Source organism: Metabacillus hrfriensis (assembly GCF_030127205.1).
GTDB lineage: Bacteria > Bacillota > Bacilli > Bacillales > Bacillaceae > Bacillus_P > Bacillus_P dongyingensis.
In genome coordinates this window covers 1,620,463-1,641,061 of sequence record NZ_CP126116.1, presented here as the reverse complement: position 1 = coordinate 1,641,061, position 20,599 = coordinate 1,620,463, and the positions used below count along the sequence as shown (strand labels likewise).

The window sequence follows — 20,599 nt, the reverse complement described above, 5'->3', positions numbered from 1 at the left end:
TCACTTCCTAACAGAATGTCGTTCTCATCGCAAGCTCCGTCATTACGAGCATTGCCCGGTAAGCCTCAAGAATGTCGCGTGCCTGGTAGCGGACAATCGTGGTGTTTTCTAAGTGCTCTGTTCCCGGCATAAGCGCTGCCCATTCAGCTTGTCCATAGTTGGCAAACTCAATGGCCATAAGCGGACGGTCTGGAGGAGTGAGCGGCATTACGTTTTCTCTGTTTTTAATGGCGAGGGCAGTCTTTTCTATGAGCAGCTCTCCTGCTTTGACAGGTGTCAGTGATTTGACGACAGACCTTGAAATAGTTTCCTTTACGACAGCTGTCGTGATATTCGGTATGAGCGCTTCCGCTTCCATTGCTGCCTGATCATCTCCCGCAACCATCAAAACCGGTATGCCGTGATAGCCGGCAACATAAGCATTAAAACCTAATTCTCCAACAGCCGTATCATTTATGTAGATCTCCCTGACCCCAAAAATCATCGTATGTGACATCACGCCTTTTTTTGAAGCGCGTGCATGATACCCGACAAACATCGCACCGTAAAAACTGTCATCAAGTCCCTGCACCATGCTGTATGGTTTTACATCTCCCGTAATCAGCTGTGTTTCCGGATGCAGTCTTTCGATCAGCAAATTGTTCATTTTTGAATGACTGTCATTGACAATGACCTCTTTTGCACCATGGTCAAAGGCAGATTGGATGACATAATTGGCTTCATCCGTCATGATTTGACGGCCCCGTTCGTAATTGTGCTTAGATGAATTCACATGTGTCTCATCAGCGAGTCCAGTGATTCCTTCCATGTCAACTGAGACATATATCTTCACCCAAATTCCCCCTGTTTATATTTCCAATTTTCTTAAAATTATAAATTAAATATCATTACTTTACAATAACATTTACATAAAAATACACAATCCCGAATACATTTACTTCATTTACCATGGATAAAAAGCCCTAATAAATACACATTTTAGTAGAATTAATGTGCAGGAAAACCTATCTTTCAAGTCAATAGATAGAGTAAAAGAATGAATTTTTCAGGAATTTTAAAAGACAATAATTTTAACAGCAAGCACAAAAAACCCTTTATATATAAAGGGTTTGAACGACCTTCCATCCCAGATTCCGTTCCATCCGGCACATACCCGGACAAATATCCCGATCTGCATACTTTCCATTCGGCAGGTTTTATTCCGCCTGCAGGAAAACAGTTATTTAGACTCCCTGCCGAATTTCACATGCATAATCTTCGTCCATCTAAATACTTTCTGATCCTCTGATAACTTTAAACGTTCCTGTTCCCTTGGCCACTATTTTTCCAAATGAATCTTTTATTTCACCCTCCAAAAAAGCAAGCTTATAGCCAAGCTGCAAAACGTTTGCTTCTGCGAAAATGTCACCTTCTGAGATGGCTGCCAAGTATTGCGTGTTCAGGTTTAGTGTTGCACATCTAGTTTTCGTAATGGATCTGAGCAGCATGCCCTGGATAAAATCGAGCATTGTCGCATGAACACCGCCGTGCAGTGTTCCATTTGCATTCAGGACATGTTCATTGATTGTGAGCTTAATCTTTACGGAATGCTCTTCAAAATGAATGATTTCAATTCCCATATGGTTGAAAAAAGGGCTGCTTTCAAAGCTTTCCCGAATATCCTGAACGAGAATGGCCAAGTGTGTTCATCCTTTCTTATTTGGCTGTGAATTGAGGTTTTCTTTTTTCTAAGAAGGCAGACGTTCCCTCATTTTTATCATCAGTTGAAAAAAGAACAGCCTGCGCTAGCTTTTCAATCACAAGTCCTGTTTTTTGATCGGCATCAAATCCTGCATGCACAGCAAGCTTCGCAAGTTTTACCGCAAGAGGGCCTTTTGAAAGAATTTGTCCCGCTGTTACCTCAGTTTTTTCCTGCAGCTCTTCGATGCTTGCAATCTCTGACACTAACCCTATTCGGTACGCTTCCTTCGCATCAATGATTTTCCCTCTTAGAATCATATCCATTGCTGCACCTTTTCCAACAAGTCTTGCAAGCCGCTGTGTTCCGCCGGCACTTGGTATGATGGATAAATTCAGCTCAGGCAGTCCGAACTTGGCATTTTCTGAAGCAATCCGGATATCACATGCCATCGCAAGCTCGCAGCCTCCGCCAAGTGCATACCCATTCACCATGGCGATTGTTGGTTTATAGTAGGCTTCTATGTAATCATAAACCTGCTGCATGCCTCCGCGGTTAAAGACATCAAGTGCTGTTCTTGACTTCAGCTGGCGGATATCAGCACCTGCTGCAAATGATTTTTCGCCGCTTCCGGTAAACACCACACATCCGGTCTTATCATCTGCTGCAAGGATTTCTAAAGCTTCCATCATTTCATTTAACGTTTCTTTATTTAAGGCATTACGAAGTTCAGGTCGATTGATGACAAGATAAGCAAGTCCATCTGATTTTCTGATCTCAATATTTGCAAAAGTGTTCATCTTTCTTCAGCTCCTTTTTTTCAGCAGTTTAAAGTCTGCCTGGCTTTTCGCAATCAGGGTCTGGTATTCGTCAAAGACCCAGCCTTCAGCAGATGCCATGCCCTCAAAACAGTGCGTCACTTTAGCCCTGCATAATAATGACGACTTGACGGATAAATCAAAAATGGTTGTTGTTAAGGCAATTGTTGCAGAAGGAGCACCTCCCGCTTTAGATGCAGCTGTTCCCATAGCAATATCAAGCATCGTGTAAAAAATCCCGCTCCCAATCGTTTCGGAATCTTCTAGATGCTCCTTTTCAATCACAGCGGAAATGATAATTTCTTCTCCTTGATTCTGCTCCCTCCGAAGGGACAAATGGTCAAAAAAAGAAGAATGCATAATGTCCAGCATCTGCCCCGCTCCTTTCGGCTCTTATATGAGTTCAATCATCATGGCCATTCCCTGGCCTCCTCCAACACAGAGCGTCGCCACACCAAGCCTGTGATCTCTCCGTTTCATCTCATGAACCAGCGTCGTCACAATTCTTGCACCTGTCGCGCCGAGTGGATGGCCGAGTGCAATTGCCCCGCCATTTACGTTGACTTTTTTTCTATCAAGCTCTAACTCTCTGATTACAGCAAGGGCTTGAGAAGCAAATGCTTCATTCAATTCAAACACATCAATATCGCCGATGCTTTTATTGGTTCTTTCTAAAAGCTTCCGCACAGCCGGTACCGGACCAATGCCCATAATTTCAGGGGAAACACCTGCCGCCGCCCAATCTGCTACTCTCGCAATCGGCTTTATATTGAGCTCCTTTGCTTTGCTTTCTGCCATCAGGACTAAAGCGGCTGCCCCGTCATTGCGTCCGCATGCATTTCCAGCGGTCACTGTCCCAGATTTTCTGAATGCAGGCTTTAATTGTGATAACTTTTCATAGGTTGTTTCAGGGCGCGGATGTTCATCTGTATTAAATAAAGCAGACCCTTTCTTATGAGGAACATCAATCGGCACTATTTCATCCTGAAAGAGCAGATTTCGATTTGCCTTCTCCGCTCTCTTTTGACTTTCAAGGGCAAAGGCATCCTGATCTTCTCTGGAAATTTGATATTTCTCGGCAACATTTTCAGCTGTAATGCCCATTCCGAGATGCTCCCCAAACGTTTCCTTTGGCTGCTGCCCGTTCTCTTTATTTGAATCAACCAAATGAGCAGCATCTCCGCCAAAACGGGAGCCTCGAAGATAAATCGGCGCCTGGCTCATATTCTCCGTGCCGCCGGCAACAACGATTTCAGCCTGCCCTGACTGAATTTGCTGTACGGCTGAGGCTATGGCCTGCATACCTGAAGCGCAAAGCCGGTTAATTGAAAATGCAGGAGCTGTTTCCGGAATACCAGCCCGAAGAGCTGCAACTCTCGCAACATTAGAGGCAAGGGTGGTTTGTCTGACTTCCCCTAAAATGACTTCATCGACCTGTTCTGCAGGAACTCCGGCTCTATTAAGTGCCTCCTTTATCGCATAGGAAGCCAAAAAACTGGCCCCAACATCTTTTAGCGCTCCTCCGTACCGGCCAATTGGTGTTCGCACGGCACTTGCAATTACAATGGTTTCCATGGTTTCGCTGCTCCTTCCTTTATTGATATTGCTTTTTCAATTGACCTGCAATGATGTTTTTCTGAATTTCGGAAGTGCCTTCATAGATTCTCGTAATCCGTGCATCCCGGAAAAATCGCTCGATGGGGTAATCAGCAATATAGCCGATTCCGCCATGTACCTGAACGGCTTTATCTGCCACACGGTTATACACTTCAGATCCGAACAGCTTCAGCATCGCCGCTTCTTTAATCACCTTCATGCCTTCGTCCACCATCCAGGCGACCCGGTAGGTAAACGACCGCAGGGCTTCAATTTCCATCGCCATCTCTGCAATCATATGGGAAACTGCCTGATGTTCAAAAATAGGAACATCAAATTGCACTCTTTCCTGGGAATACGTCATCGATAGGTCAAGCAGCTTTTGACACGATCCCAGATTTCGGGCCGCAAGACCTGCACGTCCATTTGCGAGGATTTTAAGAGCATTCACATACCCATGGCCCTCTTCACCAAGTATATTTTCAGCGGGAACCTCACAATCTTCTAAAATGATCTCAGCTGAATGTGAACCGCGGAGCCCCATTTTCTTTTCAACAGCTCCTACTTGGAATCCCGGAAAATCTTTTTCTATGATAAAAGACGTGATGCCCTTTGCACCTTTTGAAGAGTCCGTTACGGCCATCACAGTAAATACATCTGCCTCAGTCGCATTTGTGATGTAATGCTTCGTGCCGTTAAGAATATATTTATCTCCCTTTTTCACAGCAGACGTTTTAAGATTTGTCGCATTAGAGCCGGCACTCGGCTCTGTTAAGGCAAAGGCGCCGATTTTCTCGCCGCTCGCCATGGCAGGCAGGTACTTCTGCTTTTGCTGTTCATTTCCCATCTCGACAATTCCGACTGTTCCAATGCCTGTATGAGCACCGATTAACGTCGTATATCCGTTATGAGTTGCACCGATTTCTTCATACAAAGCACATTTTCCAACCATTCCGATGCCTAGACCTCCGTATTGCTCCGGAATGCTTAATCCGAAAAGCCCCAGTTCCTTTGACATCGAAATGATCCGTTCCGGTATCGCATTTGATTCCTCAATTTCCATCGCAACAGCTTCAACTTCTGTTTGAACAAAATCACGGACGCTCCGTTTTAAAAATTGAATGTCCTCATCAAATTGAAAGTTCATGAGCTTGCCCCCTGGCTGTATTTATAAAATCCCCGGCCGCTTTTTTTCCCTAGCCAGCCTGCCTTTACATATTTCACAAGGATCGGACACGGACGGAATTTTTCGCCAAGCGTTTTATAAAGATATTCCATATTCCTGAGCCTCGTATCGAGCCCGACTAAGTCAGCAAGTTCAAGCGGTCCCATTGGATAATTTAAGCCCAGCTTCATCGCCTTATCGATATCCTGAACAGAACCGACTCCCTCCATCACCATTGTCATCGCCTCATTTCCGATCAGACAATTCATGCGGCTGACAGCAAAACCGGGAAACTCATTAATCTTTACGCATTCTTTTCCAAGTGCTTCTCCAAATTGAAAGCACGCATCGATTGTGTCTTCGGACGTTTCCAGGCCGCAAATGACTTCGATCAGCTTCATTTTTGGCACAGGATTGAAAAAGTGAAGCGCAATGCACTGCTTGGGGCGGCTTGTTTGGGCACCGATTTCAGTCGGGCTCATAGTTGATGTATTGGTTGCCATAATCGCTGAAGGTTTAGCATAGCGGTCAAGCTCTTTAAACACGCTGATTTTCAGTTCCATCACTTCAAGCACTGCTTCAATAATGAGATCTGCGTCTTCTGCTGCCTGCTTTAGTTCAGTAGTGTAGATCATGTTGGCCTCTGCATCTGTCTTGCCTATTTTTTCGAATTGCTTTGACACATAGGCGCGGCAAGTATTCAGCGATTGTTCATGAATATCCTGAACAACAACTGAAAACCCTGCAGCCGCACATGCAAAGGCAATCCCCCGGCCCATCGTTCCTGCACCAATTACACTGACTTTTTGCACAGAATCCCCCCTATTTCACTGCTGCCTTTTTGTTGTCATATGTGTAAAAACCTTTGCCGGTTTTTCTGCCCAGCTCCCCTTTTTCCACCTTTTCCTGAACGATCTTGGCAGGCTTATCACGCTCATTTCCGCTTTCCTCATAGCGCTGCATTCTGACAAAATAGTTGACATCAATGCCGGTCAGATCCATTAAGGCGAACGGGCCAATCGGATGATTCAGCGCTTTTGTACAAACGAGGTCGATTTCTTCAAAGGCTGCATAGCCGTTTTCAAAAAGGTACACCGCTTCATCCATCAGTTTTCCTAAAATGCGGTTGGCAATAAATCCTGAGATTTCTTTATTCAATAAAACTGGCAGCTTATTAATCTTTTTCACAAAGTCCATTGACGTTTGAGCAGTTTCATCAGAGGTGTGCGGTCCTTTCACAACTTCCACAAGCTCCATTACTAATGCAGGGTTGAAGAAGTGAATGTTGCAGACCTTATCGGGACGGCCAGTTACATCCGCTATTTTTGAGCTGACGATTGTTGAGCTGTTTGTGGCCAAAATGGCATGCGGCGGGGTGATCTCATCCAGCTTCTTAAATAGCGCTCTTTTTACATCCAGTTTTTCAACGATCGCTTCAATAACAAGATCTGCTTCCCTTAATTCATCAAGAGACGCGGTAAACGAAATCCGGCTGAACGCAGTTTCAACTTCCTCTGCGGTAAACCTTCCCTTTTTCACTCGCTTCTCCATTTGTACACCTAAAAACTGCTTTGCTTTTTCAAGGTTTTCCCCGCTTACATCCTGCAATGTAACCGGATATCCTGCAAGTGAGCAGACCATCGCGATTTGCGATCCCATTGTCCCTGCTCCAATCACAGCTGCTTTTTCAATTGATTCAATTCCCATTCAGGTTGTCCCCTCTCTCTGATTCTTCTTTTATCAGCAGCCGTTTTAACAGTTTTCCAACCGTATTCCGCGGCAGACTGTCTCGCACATCAAACTGCTTTGGAACTTTATAGGGTGTCAGTTTTGTATAGCAATAGCCTCTCAGCTCTTCTTTATCAATTGTCTTCCCATCCTTTGGCACAACATACGCTTTCACTCTTTCTCCGTGCTCTTCATCAGGCAATCCTACAACAGCCGCTTCCTTCACATCCGGGTGCTCATAGAGGACACCTTCGATTTCCTGCGGATAAATATTAAAACCGCCCAAAATGATCATTTCTTTTTTGCGGCCGACAATATAAAAGTAACCTTCATCATCCATCGTCGCCAGATCCCCGGTGTACAGCCAGCCATTTTGCAGCGCTGCGTGTGTTTCAGCTGCATTGTTCCAGTAGCCCTTCATAATTTGCGGACCCTTGATCAAAAGCTCCCCGACACTTTTTTCCCCTAGCTCCCGGTTGTCCTCATCCACAATCATGCAGTCTGTTTCTGGAACCGGAATACCGATGCTGCCGATTTTTCTTTTGCCAAACGGCGGATTGCGGTGTGTGGAAGGCGAAGCTTCTGACAATCCGAATCCTTCCCCAATCCGCGTTCCCGTCAAGCGTTCGAAACGCTGAATGATTTCAACCGGAAGCGGAGCAGATCCTGACGAACATAACTTTAGACAACTCAGCTTTGCCTCTTCAATCTCAGGATGATTGACAAAAGCGATGTACATCTTCGGTACGCCCGGAAAAAAAGTAGGCCTATGCTTTTTGATTTTCGCAAGCACATCATCAATCTCGAACTTTCTGAATAAAAGCAGTCTGCCTCCAATGAAGATCCCCAAATTCATGCCGCTTGTCATAGCGTACACATGATAGAGCGGTGTTGCGATCAGCACCGTTTCTTTTCCCTGAACCATGGATTCCCCGTACATTAGGCAGCTCTGATAGACGTTGGCTGACAGATTAAAATGTGTCAGCATCGCGCCCTTCATTTTCCCTGTAGTTCCCCCTGTGTACTGAATGACTGCCACATCTTCCTTCGCATTGATTTCAGCAGGACTTTTTAAAGGAATTCCAAAGGCTATTAACTCTTCAAGCTTCAGATAACGGCCGTCTGTGTCTGACAGCTGAGAAGCCATCATATGTCTGAAGGAATACAGGTCGCTGACTTCATTAATTGTTTTCCTGCCCGAGGCATCTGCCACGATCGAAGTCACTTCAGCATCTGTTACGATTTGAAGCAGCTCTCTTGCTGTGTACATCGGATTAATCTGCACCACAATCAGCCCCAGTGCATGAGCAGCGTAATATGAAATGACGTAATCGGGGTGATTGGCAAGCATTAATCCAATGCGCTCACCCTTTTTGAACCCCATTTCGTTCCATTTGCCTGCCAGCAAATCGACTTTGCTCTTAAGCTCCAGATATGACAGTTCTTCCTCTTCGAAAATAATCGCGGTTTGACCGCCATAGCGTTCAGCCGTTTTCTTAAGCATCGTATAAAGAGACTGTTCCGGAATATGAACCTCCCCGTGCTGATAAAAAGAATGCCAGGGACGCTGAATCATACGCTCCACACTACCCCTCCTTACTTTCCGATTGCGGCATGATTATCTGATGCAAGGTCCACTTTCGAATTAGGTCTTACAAAAACAGTGAACAAAATCCCAAATAACGTAATCAGACCTGCCATGAAAATGATGGACAAATCAAAGCCGGCCGCACTGTTATTACCGGAAGATCCTACGATATAACCTGTAATTAAAGGTCCAACAATGCCTGCCAGGTTGCCAGATGAAGTTAATATACTCGTCATCAGCCCGCCGCGCTCCGGAAGCAGATGGATGATGATGGTTGGTCCTATCGTTAAAATTCCATATGTAAGACCTTTTGCAAGGCACATGGCAATAATGACCCAGACGGCATTTGTAAAAAAAGCCGTTGAAGCGAGCAGCAGCGCACCGATGATCATGGCCAGTCCAACTACATACACCCTGGAAGTCTGCCAGTCCTTATTCCGTTTAAACATTCTGTCAGATAAAACGGAAACGCCGATATAAACTCCGACTGAAACAACGCCAATGCCTGATACCGCATAGCCCATCTCAATGTTTGACATGTTGACGATTTTTACTAAGTAAACAGGCAGCCATACGGCAAACCAGACAACAAGCAGGTAGGTTGAAAAATATGCAAGCGTCGTGAACAAGGATGATGGCCTAGACAGCAGGATTAAAAAAGCTTTTATATCAAGCTTTTCAAGCTGCTTCTTCTTCGGTTTTTCGTCTTCTTCCAGTTCTTCAGCTCTCGGAACGTCACGCGTGAATTGAAACGCGGCAAACCAGACAATACTTGCCACTCCTAAAAAGGCGAAGGCAATGCGCCATCCGAAAATATGGATAAGCGCCACAAGAATGGGCGCCGCAACCATCGCACCTAACGTAGCTCCTGAAACAACGACAGAATTAGCAAGACCGCGAAGCTTCGGAGGAAACCAAGTATTTGCATGGTTATATGCAATCGGGCTGAACGGACCTTCAAAAGCACCCAGTAAAAAACGGTAAAGCAGCAGCAATGGCAGACCTGCAATGGCAAGCACACCTATCTGCAAGACTGCCCATGTCAGCATCAGAAAGCCGAGCACTTTTTTTGCTCCGATCCGGTCGGCCCATGCTGCTCCGAAAATCCCTGTTACCGGGTACAGCCAATAATAACTGCTTCCGACAAGACCCCAATCGGCATAGGAAAGATTAAATTCCTTCATAATCGGTACAGCTGCAAGACCCGTAATCGATTTATCCGCAAAGTTAATGAACATCCCAAAGAACAGTAAAACAAGCACAGTCCAGCGCATCTAACTCCCCCTATCCGCTCTTGCTCAATTTTCTTCCAGTACACGTCTTGCGATGATCAGACGCTGAATTTCGTTTGTTCCCTCATAAATTTTCGTAATCCGGGCATCACGGTAAAAACGCTCTACTGGATAATCCGAAACATAGCCCATTCCCCCGTGAATCTGTACCGCTTTGTCCGCTACCCGGTTGAAAACATCTGAAGCAAACAGCTTTGCCATCGATGCTTCCTTAATGACCTTTTTTCCTTCATCAATCATAGAAGCAGCCATGTATGTCAGTGTTCTGGCAGCTTCCGTTTCCGTCGCCATATCGGCAAGCATCCATTGAATCGCCTGATTATCAGCAATCGGTTTTCCGAATTGAACCCGTTCTTTTGCGTATGAAGCTGAAAGCGCTATCAACTTATCGCACGATCCAACTGCTCTTGCTGCAAGCCCCACACGTCCTTCGCTTAATATTTTCAGCGCTGACATATATCCCATGCCGACTTCCCCGATTACATTTTCCTCAGGCACCACGCAATCTTCAAAAATCAATTGTGCGGTATGAGATCCGCGCAGCCCCATTTTCTTATCTTTTTTTCCGAGCATGAATCCCGGAAAATCTTTTTCAATCAAAAATGCGGTAATTCCCCCTTTTGCTCCTTTTTCTTTATCTGTTAGCGCGAAGACTGTAAAAACATCAGCAACCGGCGCATTCGTAATGAAATGCTTTGTCCCGTTCAATATCCACTGATTTCCCCGTTTTTCTGCACGAGTTGCAAGGTTCGTAGCATCGGAACCAGCACCGGGCTCTGACAAAGCAAACGCGGCGATTTTCTTGCCGGCTGCCATATCAGGCAAATATTTTTGCTTCAGCTGTTCGGAAGCAAGCTTCACTAAACCTGTGCTTCCGATTCCTGTATGTGCACTGATTAAGCTGACAAAACCATTATGCGTATGTCCGAGCTGTTCAAGCACCACTGCTTTTCCAACCGCATTCAGCCCGATCCCTCCGTACTCTTCTGGAATGCTGATGCCGAAAAGACCAAGGTCCTTCGCCTGCTCTACTAAATGATCCGGAATCTTGTCTTCATCTTCAATCTGCTGTGCGTATGGTTCAACCTCATTATCTACAAAGCTCTTCACCATTTTCTTCATTTGTTCAATTTCCTGAGTAACCGTTGCCTGCATCTATATATCCCCCTTTTAGATTCTTAGTTTTATAGATGCAAGAAGTGTGCCAACTGTGGAAAAGCTGAGGTAATGTGAGTGTCAGGTGCAGAAGATTCATTTTTGAATCACACATGTCGATATAGGAGGGTTTTGGTGATTCATTTTTGAATGAGAGGATTCAGGATTGAATTATTTGAAAAACCGGTCTATTGCACTCTCGATTAAAACGATTTTTTCTTTTTCTAAGCCGTGCGGATTAAAATTTTCGTCACTACACGTTCTGAAGTATTCCGGACATATAAAAAAACCGATTTTTAATCAGCTCTTCAAATGCTTCTTCATTTCCTTTGATTGCTTTCTCTACTGTATTTACATGACTCACGTTTTCTCTCCATTCACATGTTAGATGAACCTGGTATAAGAAAAGTTTCAAAGTGATGAAATCTACATCATCATACAAAAATATGTAAAATAGTGGTATCATTTTAAAAAAAGAGAGGGGATGAAATCATGACAGTGTTACCCCGCAGCACAATGCTTAAAGCAATGCTATCTGCTGACAAAATGTTTGATGGCGTATTCTACACCGGCGTAAAAACCACGAAAATCTATTGTTTACCCTCCTGTTATGCAAAAAAACCGCTTCCTGAGAATGTGATTTTTTTCCAATCGGCAGCCGATGCTGAAAACCAGCAGTTCCGCTCATGCAAAAAATGTTTTCCTGATTTTCTGCAAAGTAAATGGATTGATCATAAGAGTTACATAGAATTAATCCCTCCAAATGATTTTGCCTTCAGTGAATGTCTTGCGTTTCTCGGAAGATCCTCTGCTGAAGTTCTTCACCATGTCGAAGAGGGGTTCCTGCTCAAATGGATCGAAATCGATGGTAATAGGGTCATGATGAAGGTGTCATTGAAGCAAGATAGACTAGTCATTGAATTCCCTGATCTTACACCTGACAAGTTCACCCGTGTACAAGCAGCCAAATACATCTGGACTCTATTTGATTTAGACAGGGACATGCAGCCTTTTTACGAGCTTGCTGAAAAGGATGAACTATTAAGAAACGTCGTCACTAAGCATTACGGACTGCGGATCATTGGCATTCCCGATTTGTTTGAAGCCTTGACCTGGGCAATCATTGGCCAGCAAATTAATCTTAATTTTGCCTATACGCTAAAAAGAAGATTAATCGAACAGTTCAGTGAGTGCCATTATTTTGAAGGAAGACAGCTGTGGCTTTTTCCAAAAGCTGAAGTGATTGCTTCACTTGAGATATCAGATCTTCAAAACCTTCAATTCACAAAGAGAAAAGCAGAATATATTCTTGGCATTGCGAGGGAGATTTCGAACGGCGATCTTTCTAAAGAAAAGCTGCTTCGATTAGAAACAGATGAAGCACGGTCTCTTCTGCTAAGCATTCGCGGTGTAGGTGCATGGACAGCAGATTATGTCATGATGAAATGTTTAATGGAGACAGCTGCTTTTCCTGCTGCAGACGTCGGTCTGCATCATGCTATAAAAGCTCAGCTGGGTTTAGAGAGGAAGCCTTCTATGGATGAACTAGTAGAACTCTCTGAAGGCTGGCAGGGATGGGAAGCGTATGCAGTATTTTATTTATGGAGGTCGTTGTATCAATAATAAAAAAACGGGTTATTCTTCCTTGCACTTTGATTGCAGCGCTGCTCATTTATTTCTATGCATTGTACCACGCTTCCCCATTAGCCAAGGATTTCCCGGTACCAGTGAGTGCAAAGCTTAGTAAGTCTTCTAATGACAAAGCCTTCGAAGAATACAGCCGGTCACTCGCTTCAGAGGAGGATGGTCTCCCTGCTGCTTATTTGCCTGCCACTTTGGAGCTGGGAGAAAATCGATCAGATGGGGCTTTGACACACGCAAATCAAGCTAAGATATATTTGTATCCTCTTAACGAAAAAATTCTTTTTTTTATTGATTTTACAGAAAAAGTAGCCCTTTTTTCGTTTTGGGGTGTTTAATTGAATGTCCTTTTATTATTAGTCACATACTAAAAAAAAGAGGAAGGATGAAATCGAATGGGAAAAATGAATAAAGAAGCTGCTCCTAACAACAACTTGTCTTCAAAAGAAATTCGGTCCTCAAAATTAGTTTCATCTAAACATGAAAATGATTATGAATTCTCAGAAGAACTTGCTGATGGTGGAGAACGAAATGAAATCATTACAAGACAAGAAGATCATTAAGAAACATGATAAACATCCTTCGGGGTGTTTTTTACATTTTAATACTATGGCCACGACTACTTAACGACGAAGTACTATTAAAAAGCTACGTTAAGACGTTTCTTGTGGGTAATGTGGTGGTATCCTGGGCTTTGACAACGTACGAGAAAATGGGAAGAAACTGGACGTCATTTCCCAGACTGATTATCTATTTATTGAAAAAAATGAATAAAAAAAGCTCAGCGCAAGCTGAGCTCTTTTTCAATAATACGGTGAGATCATCAAGTAAACAATGACACCCGTAAAGCTTACATATAACCAGATCGGCATACTCCAGCGTACAATCCTGCGGTGCTTTGTAAGCTGGCCTGTCCAGCCCCAGACAAGTGAGAACAGGGCAAGCGGAACAATGATTGCAGCAAGGAAGCTGTGTGTAATCAGAATGAAGAAATAGACATTTCGAATGAAACCTTCTCCGCCAAAACGCGTTGTTTCACCTGACATGTAGTGATACGTCAGATAAGACACACAGAAAAGCAATGTCGTAGTAAAAGCGGCTAAAATAAAGCCTTTATGCAGCTTCACATTTTTCTTAATAATGGAGACAAGCGCTATGACTAGAAAAACAAACGTAAAGCTGTTCAGTACGGCATTTATCCGCGGAAAAATATGAATATCAAATTTAACTTCGCCGCCATAGCCGATCGGCAAAAAGAACAAACCAAGAATAATCGCATTTACGACAAGGGAAAGTGTGACGATAATCGCTGTATAATTCTTGCCTGTGCGAGCTGTTTCTTCCATAAGTATTCTCTCCTCATGATTCAATATGTTTTATTGTACCACGAGATTATATGCTAATATTCGACAATTGTATGAAGGATTCTCCTGCAGACTGCCCGGGTTCGGGAGGCGTTTTATTGGACAGGCTGTTCGAAACACAATCCATACTTCTTCATCTTTCTTACAATCGTAGGCTGGCTGCTGTCTAGAGCTTCAGCAATTTCATAGGTCGTTTTGTACTTTTTAACCGCAAGCGACAAGATCTTCTCCTCAGCAAGCTCTGCCGCTTCCTTCAATGTGACAATTTTAGAAATATGAATGGGTCCTTCCTGCCGCTTATACTCTGAAGGAAGATGCCGGGTCTTTAATAAATCCTCTTCGCTGATTAAGACGAGTCTTTCAATTAAATTCGCAAGCTCCCGTACATTTCCAGGCCAGCTGTATGTATAAAAAAAATCTTTAAGAGCCGTATCCATCCGTTTCTTCTTCTCATACCTTTTGTTGGCTTTTTCCAAAAAAAGCTCCGTCAGCGGCAGGATATCGCTTTTTCGGTCCCTTAGCGAAGGAATGAGAATCGGGACAACATTTAAACGGTAGAATAAATCCTCACGGAACTCTCCGTTTTGAACCATGTCCTTAAGATCTTTATTTGTGGCGGCAAGGATTCTGACATCCACTTTTTTGGGTGAAGTTCCGCCTACGCGCTGAATTTCTTTTTCCTGTATGACACGCAGCAGCTTTACCTGAAGACTTAGCGGCAGCTCGCCGATTTCATCCAAAAACACGACACCCTTGTGCGCCATTTCAAACATGCCTGGTTTCCCATGTTTATTCGCTCCCGTAAAAGCGCCTGCTTCATAGCCAAACAGCTCCGATTCAAGTAAATCAGCAGGGATCGCCCCGCAATTCACTTTAATGAACTCACCCTTTCCTGCACGGGCACTTTTGCTGTAAATGTAGCGGGCAAGCACGTCCTTGCCGACGCCGGTTTCCCCTAGGATTAAAATTGTTGCATCTACATCCACAACTCTGTCAGCCGTTTCATAAATGGAGACCAATTCTTCGCTTTTAATGACGAAATCTCCGTTCAAATCATTTTTTCCTTTTAACCTCTCAATTTCTTTTTTATAGCTGTCATTCAATTTCGTAGCTTTCCGCAATGCACTTTGAAGTTCGTTAAGCTCTGAGAGATCACGGATATTTGTCACGATGCTCTCGATTTCGCCTTTATCGTTAAATACCGGATTGCCGGTGAGGAGCGTTTCTTTCCCTGCCCGGTTCAGCTGAACGACGGAAACACTCCGTTTTTTGTCCAATACTTTATGAGTGACTGAATTTTCAAGAATGCCGCGGTTAATAAGGGCATTCACATTTTTCCCGATATAGTAATCTTTCGGAATGCCGGTTATCCGCTCAATCGCTGAATTCGTCTTTAACGTAATTCCCTCTTTATCTGTAATATAAATGCCGTCATATGAATTTTCGATAATTGCATCAAGTTCCCGATTGACTCTCTTCGACTCCTTAAGCTCATTTATCAAGGAAATCAGCTCAGTGGAAACGGTTCCAATATAGAGCTTGTCAGAAGAATCGGCAAGCTTTGTCTTCATAAAAATACAGCTTGAGCCATTGCTGCTCGCATGGATCAGTTTCCCGCCTTCGAGTTCTTCCCACACATCAAATAACTCGCTGACTTTCATATTTTGAACGCCAATGCGCTTGGTAAATTTCAGGACAACTTCATTGCTGTGTAAAATGATATGGCTGTTTGACGTCACAATACATGGAAAAGGAATATGTTCAATGATCTTCGCATTCATCCCTGTCACCTCTCTAATTTCAGCTGCTGATACTGAAAATGAAGGTCTGATAGAGCGGCAACAATCGCATGAATGGCTTTCCCGCAGTAGTTTTCTTTTACATGCTGAACGACTTCATCCACACCATGCAAAAGACTGTAGCCGCGAAGCAGGCGTCCGACGAAATCTCTCCCGTGTTCTGTCGCAAGTGTACAGGACGCTTCCAAAATCACCGCATACCTTTTATCAATTTCAACCGTAATGGTCAGCATATCATAAACATTTTTTGCAGCCATTCCTGCTGGCAAACGTGCATGGCCGGCAATAAACATCGTCTGTGAATGCATCGTGCAGCCCGTCCTTTCGACAAAAACCCCAATTTGATACTGACTTACTTCTTTATTTATCGGGGGAATCCTGCTTTCTTTTGAGGATTCCCGTTATGAAATAAAGTGATTGCGACTTGTGTTCTGGATTATTTTGGAGCGGAGGAAGTAATTCCGGTACTTTTCGAAATAATTCCGAGACTTTATATCTTAATTCCGAGACTTTCAACTTAATTCCGAGACTTTATATCTTAATTCCGAGACTTTCAACTTAATTCCGAGACTTTCTAACTTAATTCCAAGACTTTTCAACTTAATTCCGAGACTTTATATCTTAATTCCGAGACTTTTCAATTTAATTCCGTATAAATGTGAACAAAAGTGAATTCCCTAAAATGGCCTAACGATCCAATACCCCTGCCGCACAAAGAGGAACCTAATAAATTTTGAACATATAACAATAACCCGCAGCTATCCGCCGCGGGCTTCCACATTTACCTTTTTACTTTTTCCTTAGCCTCTTCAAACGGCCAGCTGGGCAGCATACTTGAGAGCGCTTTATCTTCACGGTATCCTAAAACGTATTCCGCCTGCATGATCGTGTGGATCTCTCTTGTTCCCTCATAAATGACCGGTGCTTTTGAATTTCTCAAGAAGCGTTCGACTGGATATTCGTTGGAATATCCATATGCCCCGTGAATTTGCACGGCATCGTTAGCTGCTTCGTTTGCGAAATCACAGGACTGCCATTTTGCAAGCGACGTTTCTCTCGTATTGCGCTTGCCTTCGTTTTTCAGGCAGCCTGCACGGAATACCAGCAGCCGCGACATTTGATAGCCCGCTTCCATTTTTGCGATCATTTGCTGAACGAGCTGATGCTTTCCAATTTCTTTTCCGAACGTTTTCCGTTCGTGACAGTAGTTCACACTTTCTTCAATACATGCCTGAATGAGCCCGCATGCTCCTGCAGCAACTGTGAAACGCCCGTTATCAAGTGCGGACATCGCTATTTTAAAGCCGTCTCCAACTTGCCCAAGCAGATTTTCTTTCGGAACTTTAATATGATCAAAGAAGATTTCTCCTGTGTTGCCTGCGCGGATCCCAAGCTTGCCTTTGATTGCTTTTGAATCAAAGCCCGGCATTGTGCGTTCGACAATAAATGCTGAGATTCCATGATGTTTTTTGCTTTTATCCGTATAGGCAAACACGAGGAAATGATCCGCATAATCACATAAAGAAATCCACGTCTTCTGACCGTTCAGTATGTAATAATCACCTTCTAAAACTGCAGTCGTTTGAAGCGCAGCCACATCAGATCCCGCATTCGGCTCTGTTAATCCAAACGCCCCAACCTTTTCGCCTTTCGCTTGCGGTACTAAGTATTTCTGCTTTTGTTCTTCATTTCCCCATTGCAGCAGCGTCAGGCTGTTCAAACCCGTATGAACCGAAACAGCTGTTCGATAAGCTGTATCCCCGCGCTCAAGCTCCTCGCATACAATTGCAAGTGTATTGTAGTCCATGGCGCTGCCGCCGTATTCTTCCGGAATACAAATTCCCATAAGTCCAAGCTCTGCAAGCTTTTTCAATATGGCAGGCTCGAAATGCCCAGCAGCATCCCACTCTGCAATATTCGGATTAATTTCTTTATCTACGAAATCACGGACCATTTTCCTTACTGCATTATGTTCTTCTGATAAGTTAAAGTTCATCATTTACCTCATCCCCTTTATTGTAAATATAAAAAAGCCAGCTGCACACTAAAGGCAGCTGGCTTTTGTCAACGTTAATAAGCTCTTCCATAGACAATTCAGCAGATTATAAAAATCCTATTCAAGCTGGTTATAAACTAGATCACGGAACACAAGAGGGCTAACTCTTTAAGCGTGAAATACGTTTAGTTAAGAGGATTATACACATAACCGGAAGAAATCGCAATCTTTTAATTGAAAATTCTATCTATTTTCCCCTCTTCTTCTTTTGATAAAAATAGTGTAATAGATTGACTGCTTTAGTCCAATCTTTTACACTTGAGGAACTGAAAAAGAAGCAGGTGAATCTATGGAATTCAACATTAACTATCTCTCATTTTACCTTATCCAAGTGGATGGCAAAGAGGAGAATGCCAATAAACAATACAAGCATTTTCAAACATTAACAACAGAAGAATACGAAGGAAACGCACTGAAAGACTTTTTGGACGGCGAATTGAAGAAAATCGTCAAGCGCAAAGTCGAGAAGCATCCGCGCAGCGAACAGGTTCCGACGAAGCTTGGCCACTTTGTCGTTGAGCCAGGCTATGAGCTGGATTCTAATCCGAACTACAACCTTTTCCACAAAGCGCTGACTGCTGATACAAAAGAATCGTTTAAAGAAGCGAGCGAACGATTTGTCGGGGCTTATTTAGATGCAAGCGCAGTTCGCGGCGGGGCATTTCTAGTTCTTTCCGCCACTCCAGAAAAGTACTTTGAAGATACTTTTTTGTTCATCTTAAAATGTGATTTCGAACCAAAAGTTGCTTCAATCTCTGATGAATCCACGCTCATCCGCAACGTGCAAATGGCAATCACAACAAAAAACATGAAATCAATCCAGTACCCGCATATGCCTGAGGAAGGAATGACAGAGCCGGGCGAGCTGAAAATTCATCAGGCCTCACACGCCCGCTACTTTGAAGACTTCTTAAAATTCGTCGAATACGGAGAATCCATGCCCGAAATCATGAAAACTCAAGTGATGAGCATGGTCCAGGAGCATGTCCTCGAAACATACGAGGAAAACAGCCAGGAGCGCCAGCAGTTCGAACATGACATGGAAATTTGGGAAGCAAGCGAAAAGCGCGAAATTCAAGAGCGATTAGACACGCACCAAGTGATTGAAGCTGCAGCTCAGATTGTTGAACACACTCCTGAAGCTGAGCTGAAAATGAAGCTTGGTGAAACGTCTATTAAAGGATTGCTTGCCGACTTTGGGGAGAACATTCACCTAGGTAAGATCAATGGACGGTATGTGCTGCTGGTTGAAGCGGATACGATTCAGTTTGAGAAAGGTGTCTCGCCGATTGAGTTTCACCGGCCGGATGAGCTTGGGGAGATCATTGAGAGGATTGCTAATAAAACGGAATCTATTTAAAAATATCTCTTTTCAAATTTTGTTTTTTTGGGGTGCTCATAGAAATTGTTTGATGACCCCAATTTCTTTTTTTACTTCTTTAGGTACTCATAGAGGCTGAATAAGACCCCATTTTCTTATTCTCACCTATTTTAGTACTCATAGAAGCCTTTTGATTCCCTCATTTTTTTATTCTCACCTCTTTGAGGTACTCATAGAAGCCTTTTGATTCCCTCATTTTCTTACTCTCACCTCTTTGGATACTCATAGAAGCCGTTTGATTCCCTCATTTTCTTATTCTCACCTTTTTGAGTACTCATAGAAGCCTTTTGATTCCCTTATTTTCTTATTCTCACCTATTTGAGTACTCATAGAAGACTTTTGTTTCCCTCATTTTCTTATTCTCACCTCTTTGGGTACTCAAGAAGCCTTTTGATTCCCTCATTTTCTTATTCTCACCTCTTTGAGTACTCATAGAAGCCTTTTGATTCCCTCATTTTCTTATTCTCACCTCTTTTGGTACTCATAGTAGCCTTTTGGTTCCCTCATTTTCTTATTCTCACCTATTTGAGTACTCATAGAAGCCTTTTGGTTCCCTCATTTTCTTACTCTCACCTCTTTGGGTACTCATAGTAGCCTTTTGGTTCCCTCATTTTCTTATTCTCATCTATTTGAGTACTCATAGTAGCCTTTTGGTTCCCTCATTTTCTTACTCCCACCGCTTTGGGTACTCATAGAAGCCTTTTGATTCCCTCATTTTCTTATTCTCACCTCTTTGGGTACTCATAGTAGCCTTTTGATTCCCTCATTTTCTTATTCTCACCTATTTGAGTACTCATAGAAGCCTTTTGGTTCCCTCATTTTCTTATTCTCACCTATTTGGGTACTCAAGAAGCCTTTTGTTTCCCTCATTTTCTTATTCTCACCTATTTGAGTACTCATAGAAGCCTTTTGATTCCCTCATTTTCTTATTCTCACCTATTTGGGTACTCATAGTAGCCTTTTGATTCCCTCTTTTTCTTATCATCACCTATTTGAGTACTCATAGAAGCCTTTTGATTCCCTCATTTTCTTATTCTCACCTATTTGAGTACTCATAGAAGCCTTTTGATTCCCTCATTTTCTTATTCTCACCTATTTGAGTACTCATAGAAGCCTTTTGATTCCCTCATTTTCTTATCCTCACCTATTTGAGTACTCATAGAAGCCTTTTGATTCCCTCATTATTTTATTCCGACCTCTTTGGGTACTCATATATGAACAGCATTCAATTTTGGGACAAGCTATGTATTTTTTTAATTCCTCGTTCGCCTCCTGTCTTTTCACTCAAGAATCTTTTATACTTAACCTATCTGAGTTTCAAAAGGAGAAATAGTACTT

19 protein-coding genes are annotated in these 20,599 nt (G+C 43.2%); 4 read left to right on the top strand and 15 right to left on the bottom strand.

Going from position 1 to position 20,599, the window contains the following annotated elements; translation table 11 throughout:
- Positions 1–7: 7 nt before the first annotated feature.
- From QLQ22_RS08145 to QLQ22_RS08095, 11 genes are all read right to left on the bottom strand, one after another.
- Complete coding sequence (locus tag QLQ22_RS08145) at positions 8–832, bottom strand: M55 family metallopeptidase (RefSeq protein ID WP_284016416.1); 825 nt, start codon at positions 830–832, stop codon at positions 8–10.
- Positions 833–1,265: 433 nt separating this feature from the next.
- Positions 1,266–1,679, bottom strand: coding sequence for a PaaI family thioesterase (locus tag QLQ22_RS08140; protein WP_284016415.1), 414 nt, complete (start codon positions 1,677–1,679; stop codon positions 1,266–1,268).
- Between the two features lie 16 nt (positions 1,680–1,695).
- The gene (locus QLQ22_RS08135; RefSeq protein ID WP_284016414.1) at positions 1,696–2,478 is read right to left on the bottom strand and encodes an enoyl-CoA hydratase/isomerase family protein; all 783 of its coding nucleotides are present in this window, start codon (positions 2,476–2,478) and stop codon (positions 1,696–1,698) included.
- 6 nt (positions 2,479–2,484) lie between these two features.
- The gene (locus QLQ22_RS08130; protein WP_284016413.1) at positions 2,485–2,868 is read right to left on the bottom strand and encodes a PaaI family thioesterase; all 384 of its coding nucleotides are present in this window, start codon (positions 2,866–2,868) and stop codon (positions 2,485–2,487) included.
- 21 nt (positions 2,869–2,889) lie between these two features.
- Positions 2,890–4,071 (bottom strand): thiolase family protein, encoded by a 1,182-nt coding sequence (locus QLQ22_RS08125; protein WP_252208438.1) that lies wholly within the window; start codon positions 4,069–4,071, stop codon positions 2,890–2,892.
- Positions 4,072–4,090: 19 nt separating this feature from the next.
- Positions 4,091–5,239, bottom strand: coding sequence for an acyl-CoA dehydrogenase family protein (locus tag QLQ22_RS08120; protein ID WP_223441042.1), 1,149 nt, complete (start codon positions 5,237–5,239; stop codon positions 4,091–4,093).
- Positions 5,236–6,069, bottom strand: coding sequence for a 3-hydroxyacyl-CoA dehydrogenase family protein (locus QLQ22_RS08115; RefSeq protein WP_284016412.1), 834 nt, complete (start codon positions 6,067–6,069; stop codon positions 5,236–5,238). The genes QLQ22_RS08120 and QLQ22_RS08115 overlap by 4 nt, the downstream gene beginning before the upstream one ends.
- A 10-nt stretch (positions 6,070–6,079) precedes the next feature.
- Positions 6,080–6,964, bottom strand: a complete 885-nt coding sequence (locus QLQ22_RS08110; RefSeq protein ID WP_223441038.1) for a 3-hydroxyacyl-CoA dehydrogenase family protein — start codon at positions 6,962–6,964, stop codon at positions 6,080–6,082.
- Positions 6,954–8,561 carry a long-chain-fatty-acid--CoA ligase gene (locus QLQ22_RS08105; RefSeq protein WP_284016767.1) on the bottom strand — a complete coding sequence of 536 codons (1,608 nt, stop codon included), beginning with the start codon at positions 8,559–8,561 and terminating at the stop codon, positions 6,954–6,956. The genes QLQ22_RS08110 and QLQ22_RS08105 overlap by 11 nt, the downstream gene beginning before the upstream one ends.
- Before the next feature lie 20 nt (positions 8,562–8,581).
- A complete protein-coding gene (locus QLQ22_RS08100) occupies positions 8,582–9,847 on the bottom strand; it encodes an MFS transporter (protein WP_284016411.1) in 1,266 nt (421 codons plus the stop codon).
- A gap of 24 nt (positions 9,848–9,871) precedes the next feature.
- Positions 9,872–11,020: an acyl-CoA dehydrogenase family protein gene (locus QLQ22_RS08095; RefSeq protein ID WP_223441031.1), complete on the bottom strand. Its 1,149-nt coding sequence runs from the start codon at positions 11,018–11,020 to the stop codon at positions 9,872–9,874.
- Positions 11,021–11,512: 492 nt separating this feature from the next.
- Here QLQ22_RS08095 and QLQ22_RS08090 point away from each other — a divergent pair, with 492 nt between their 5' ends.
- The 3 genes from QLQ22_RS08090 to QLQ22_RS08080 are packed head-to-tail and all read left to right on the top strand — an operon-like array spanning position 11,513 to position 13,224.
- Positions 11,513–12,643 carry an Ada metal-binding domain-containing protein gene (locus QLQ22_RS08090; protein ID WP_284016410.1) on the top strand — a complete coding sequence of 377 codons (1,131 nt, stop codon included), beginning with the start codon at positions 11,513–11,515 and terminating at the stop codon, positions 12,641–12,643.
- On the top strand, positions 12,622–12,999 hold the full coding sequence (locus tag QLQ22_RS08085; RefSeq protein WP_252208429.1) for a hypothetical protein: 378 nt from the start codon (positions 12,622–12,624) through the stop codon (positions 12,997–12,999). The genes QLQ22_RS08090 and QLQ22_RS08085 overlap by 22 nt, the downstream gene beginning before the upstream one ends.
- A 57-nt stretch (positions 13,000–13,056) precedes the next feature.
- Positions 13,057–13,224, top strand: a complete 168-nt coding sequence (locus QLQ22_RS08080) for a hypothetical protein (protein WP_223441021.1) — start codon at positions 13,057–13,059, stop codon at positions 13,222–13,224.
- A 240-nt stretch (positions 13,225–13,464) separates the two neighbouring features.
- On the opposite strand, the gene QLQ22_RS08075 is transcribed toward QLQ22_RS08080, so the two are convergent.
- The 4 genes from QLQ22_RS08075 to QLQ22_RS08060 all read right to left on the bottom strand — a co-directional run bounded on the left by QLQ22_RS08075 (position 13,465) and on the right by QLQ22_RS08060 (position 17,820).
- Entirely contained in the window at positions 13,465–14,007 is a 543-nt protein-coding gene (locus tag QLQ22_RS08075; RefSeq protein ID WP_223441018.1) for a DUF420 domain-containing protein, read from the bottom strand.
- Between the two features lie 113 nt (positions 14,008–14,120).
- Positions 14,121–15,806 carry a sigma-54 interaction domain-containing protein gene (locus QLQ22_RS08070; protein ID WP_284016409.1) on the bottom strand — a complete coding sequence of 562 codons (1,686 nt, stop codon included), beginning with the start codon at positions 15,804–15,806 and terminating at the stop codon, positions 14,121–14,123.
- Positions 15,807–15,811: 5 nt separating this feature from the next.
- Positions 15,812–16,132: a DUF3870 domain-containing protein gene (locus QLQ22_RS08065; RefSeq protein ID WP_223441012.1), complete on the bottom strand. Its 321-nt coding sequence runs from the start codon at positions 16,130–16,132 to the stop codon at positions 15,812–15,814.
- 473 nt (positions 16,133–16,605) lie between these two features.
- Positions 16,606–17,820, bottom strand: a complete 1,215-nt coding sequence (locus tag QLQ22_RS08060; RefSeq protein ID WP_284016766.1) for an acyl-CoA dehydrogenase family protein — start codon at positions 17,818–17,820, stop codon at positions 16,606–16,608.
- Positions 17,821–18,169: 349 nt separating this feature from the next.
- Between QLQ22_RS08060 and QLQ22_RS08055 the strand changes: the two genes are divergently transcribed.
- Entirely contained in the window at positions 18,170–19,240 is a 1,071-nt protein-coding gene (locus QLQ22_RS08055; protein WP_223441009.1) for a DUF3900 domain-containing protein, read from the top strand.
- Positions 19,241–20,599: the final 1,359 nt, after the last annotated feature.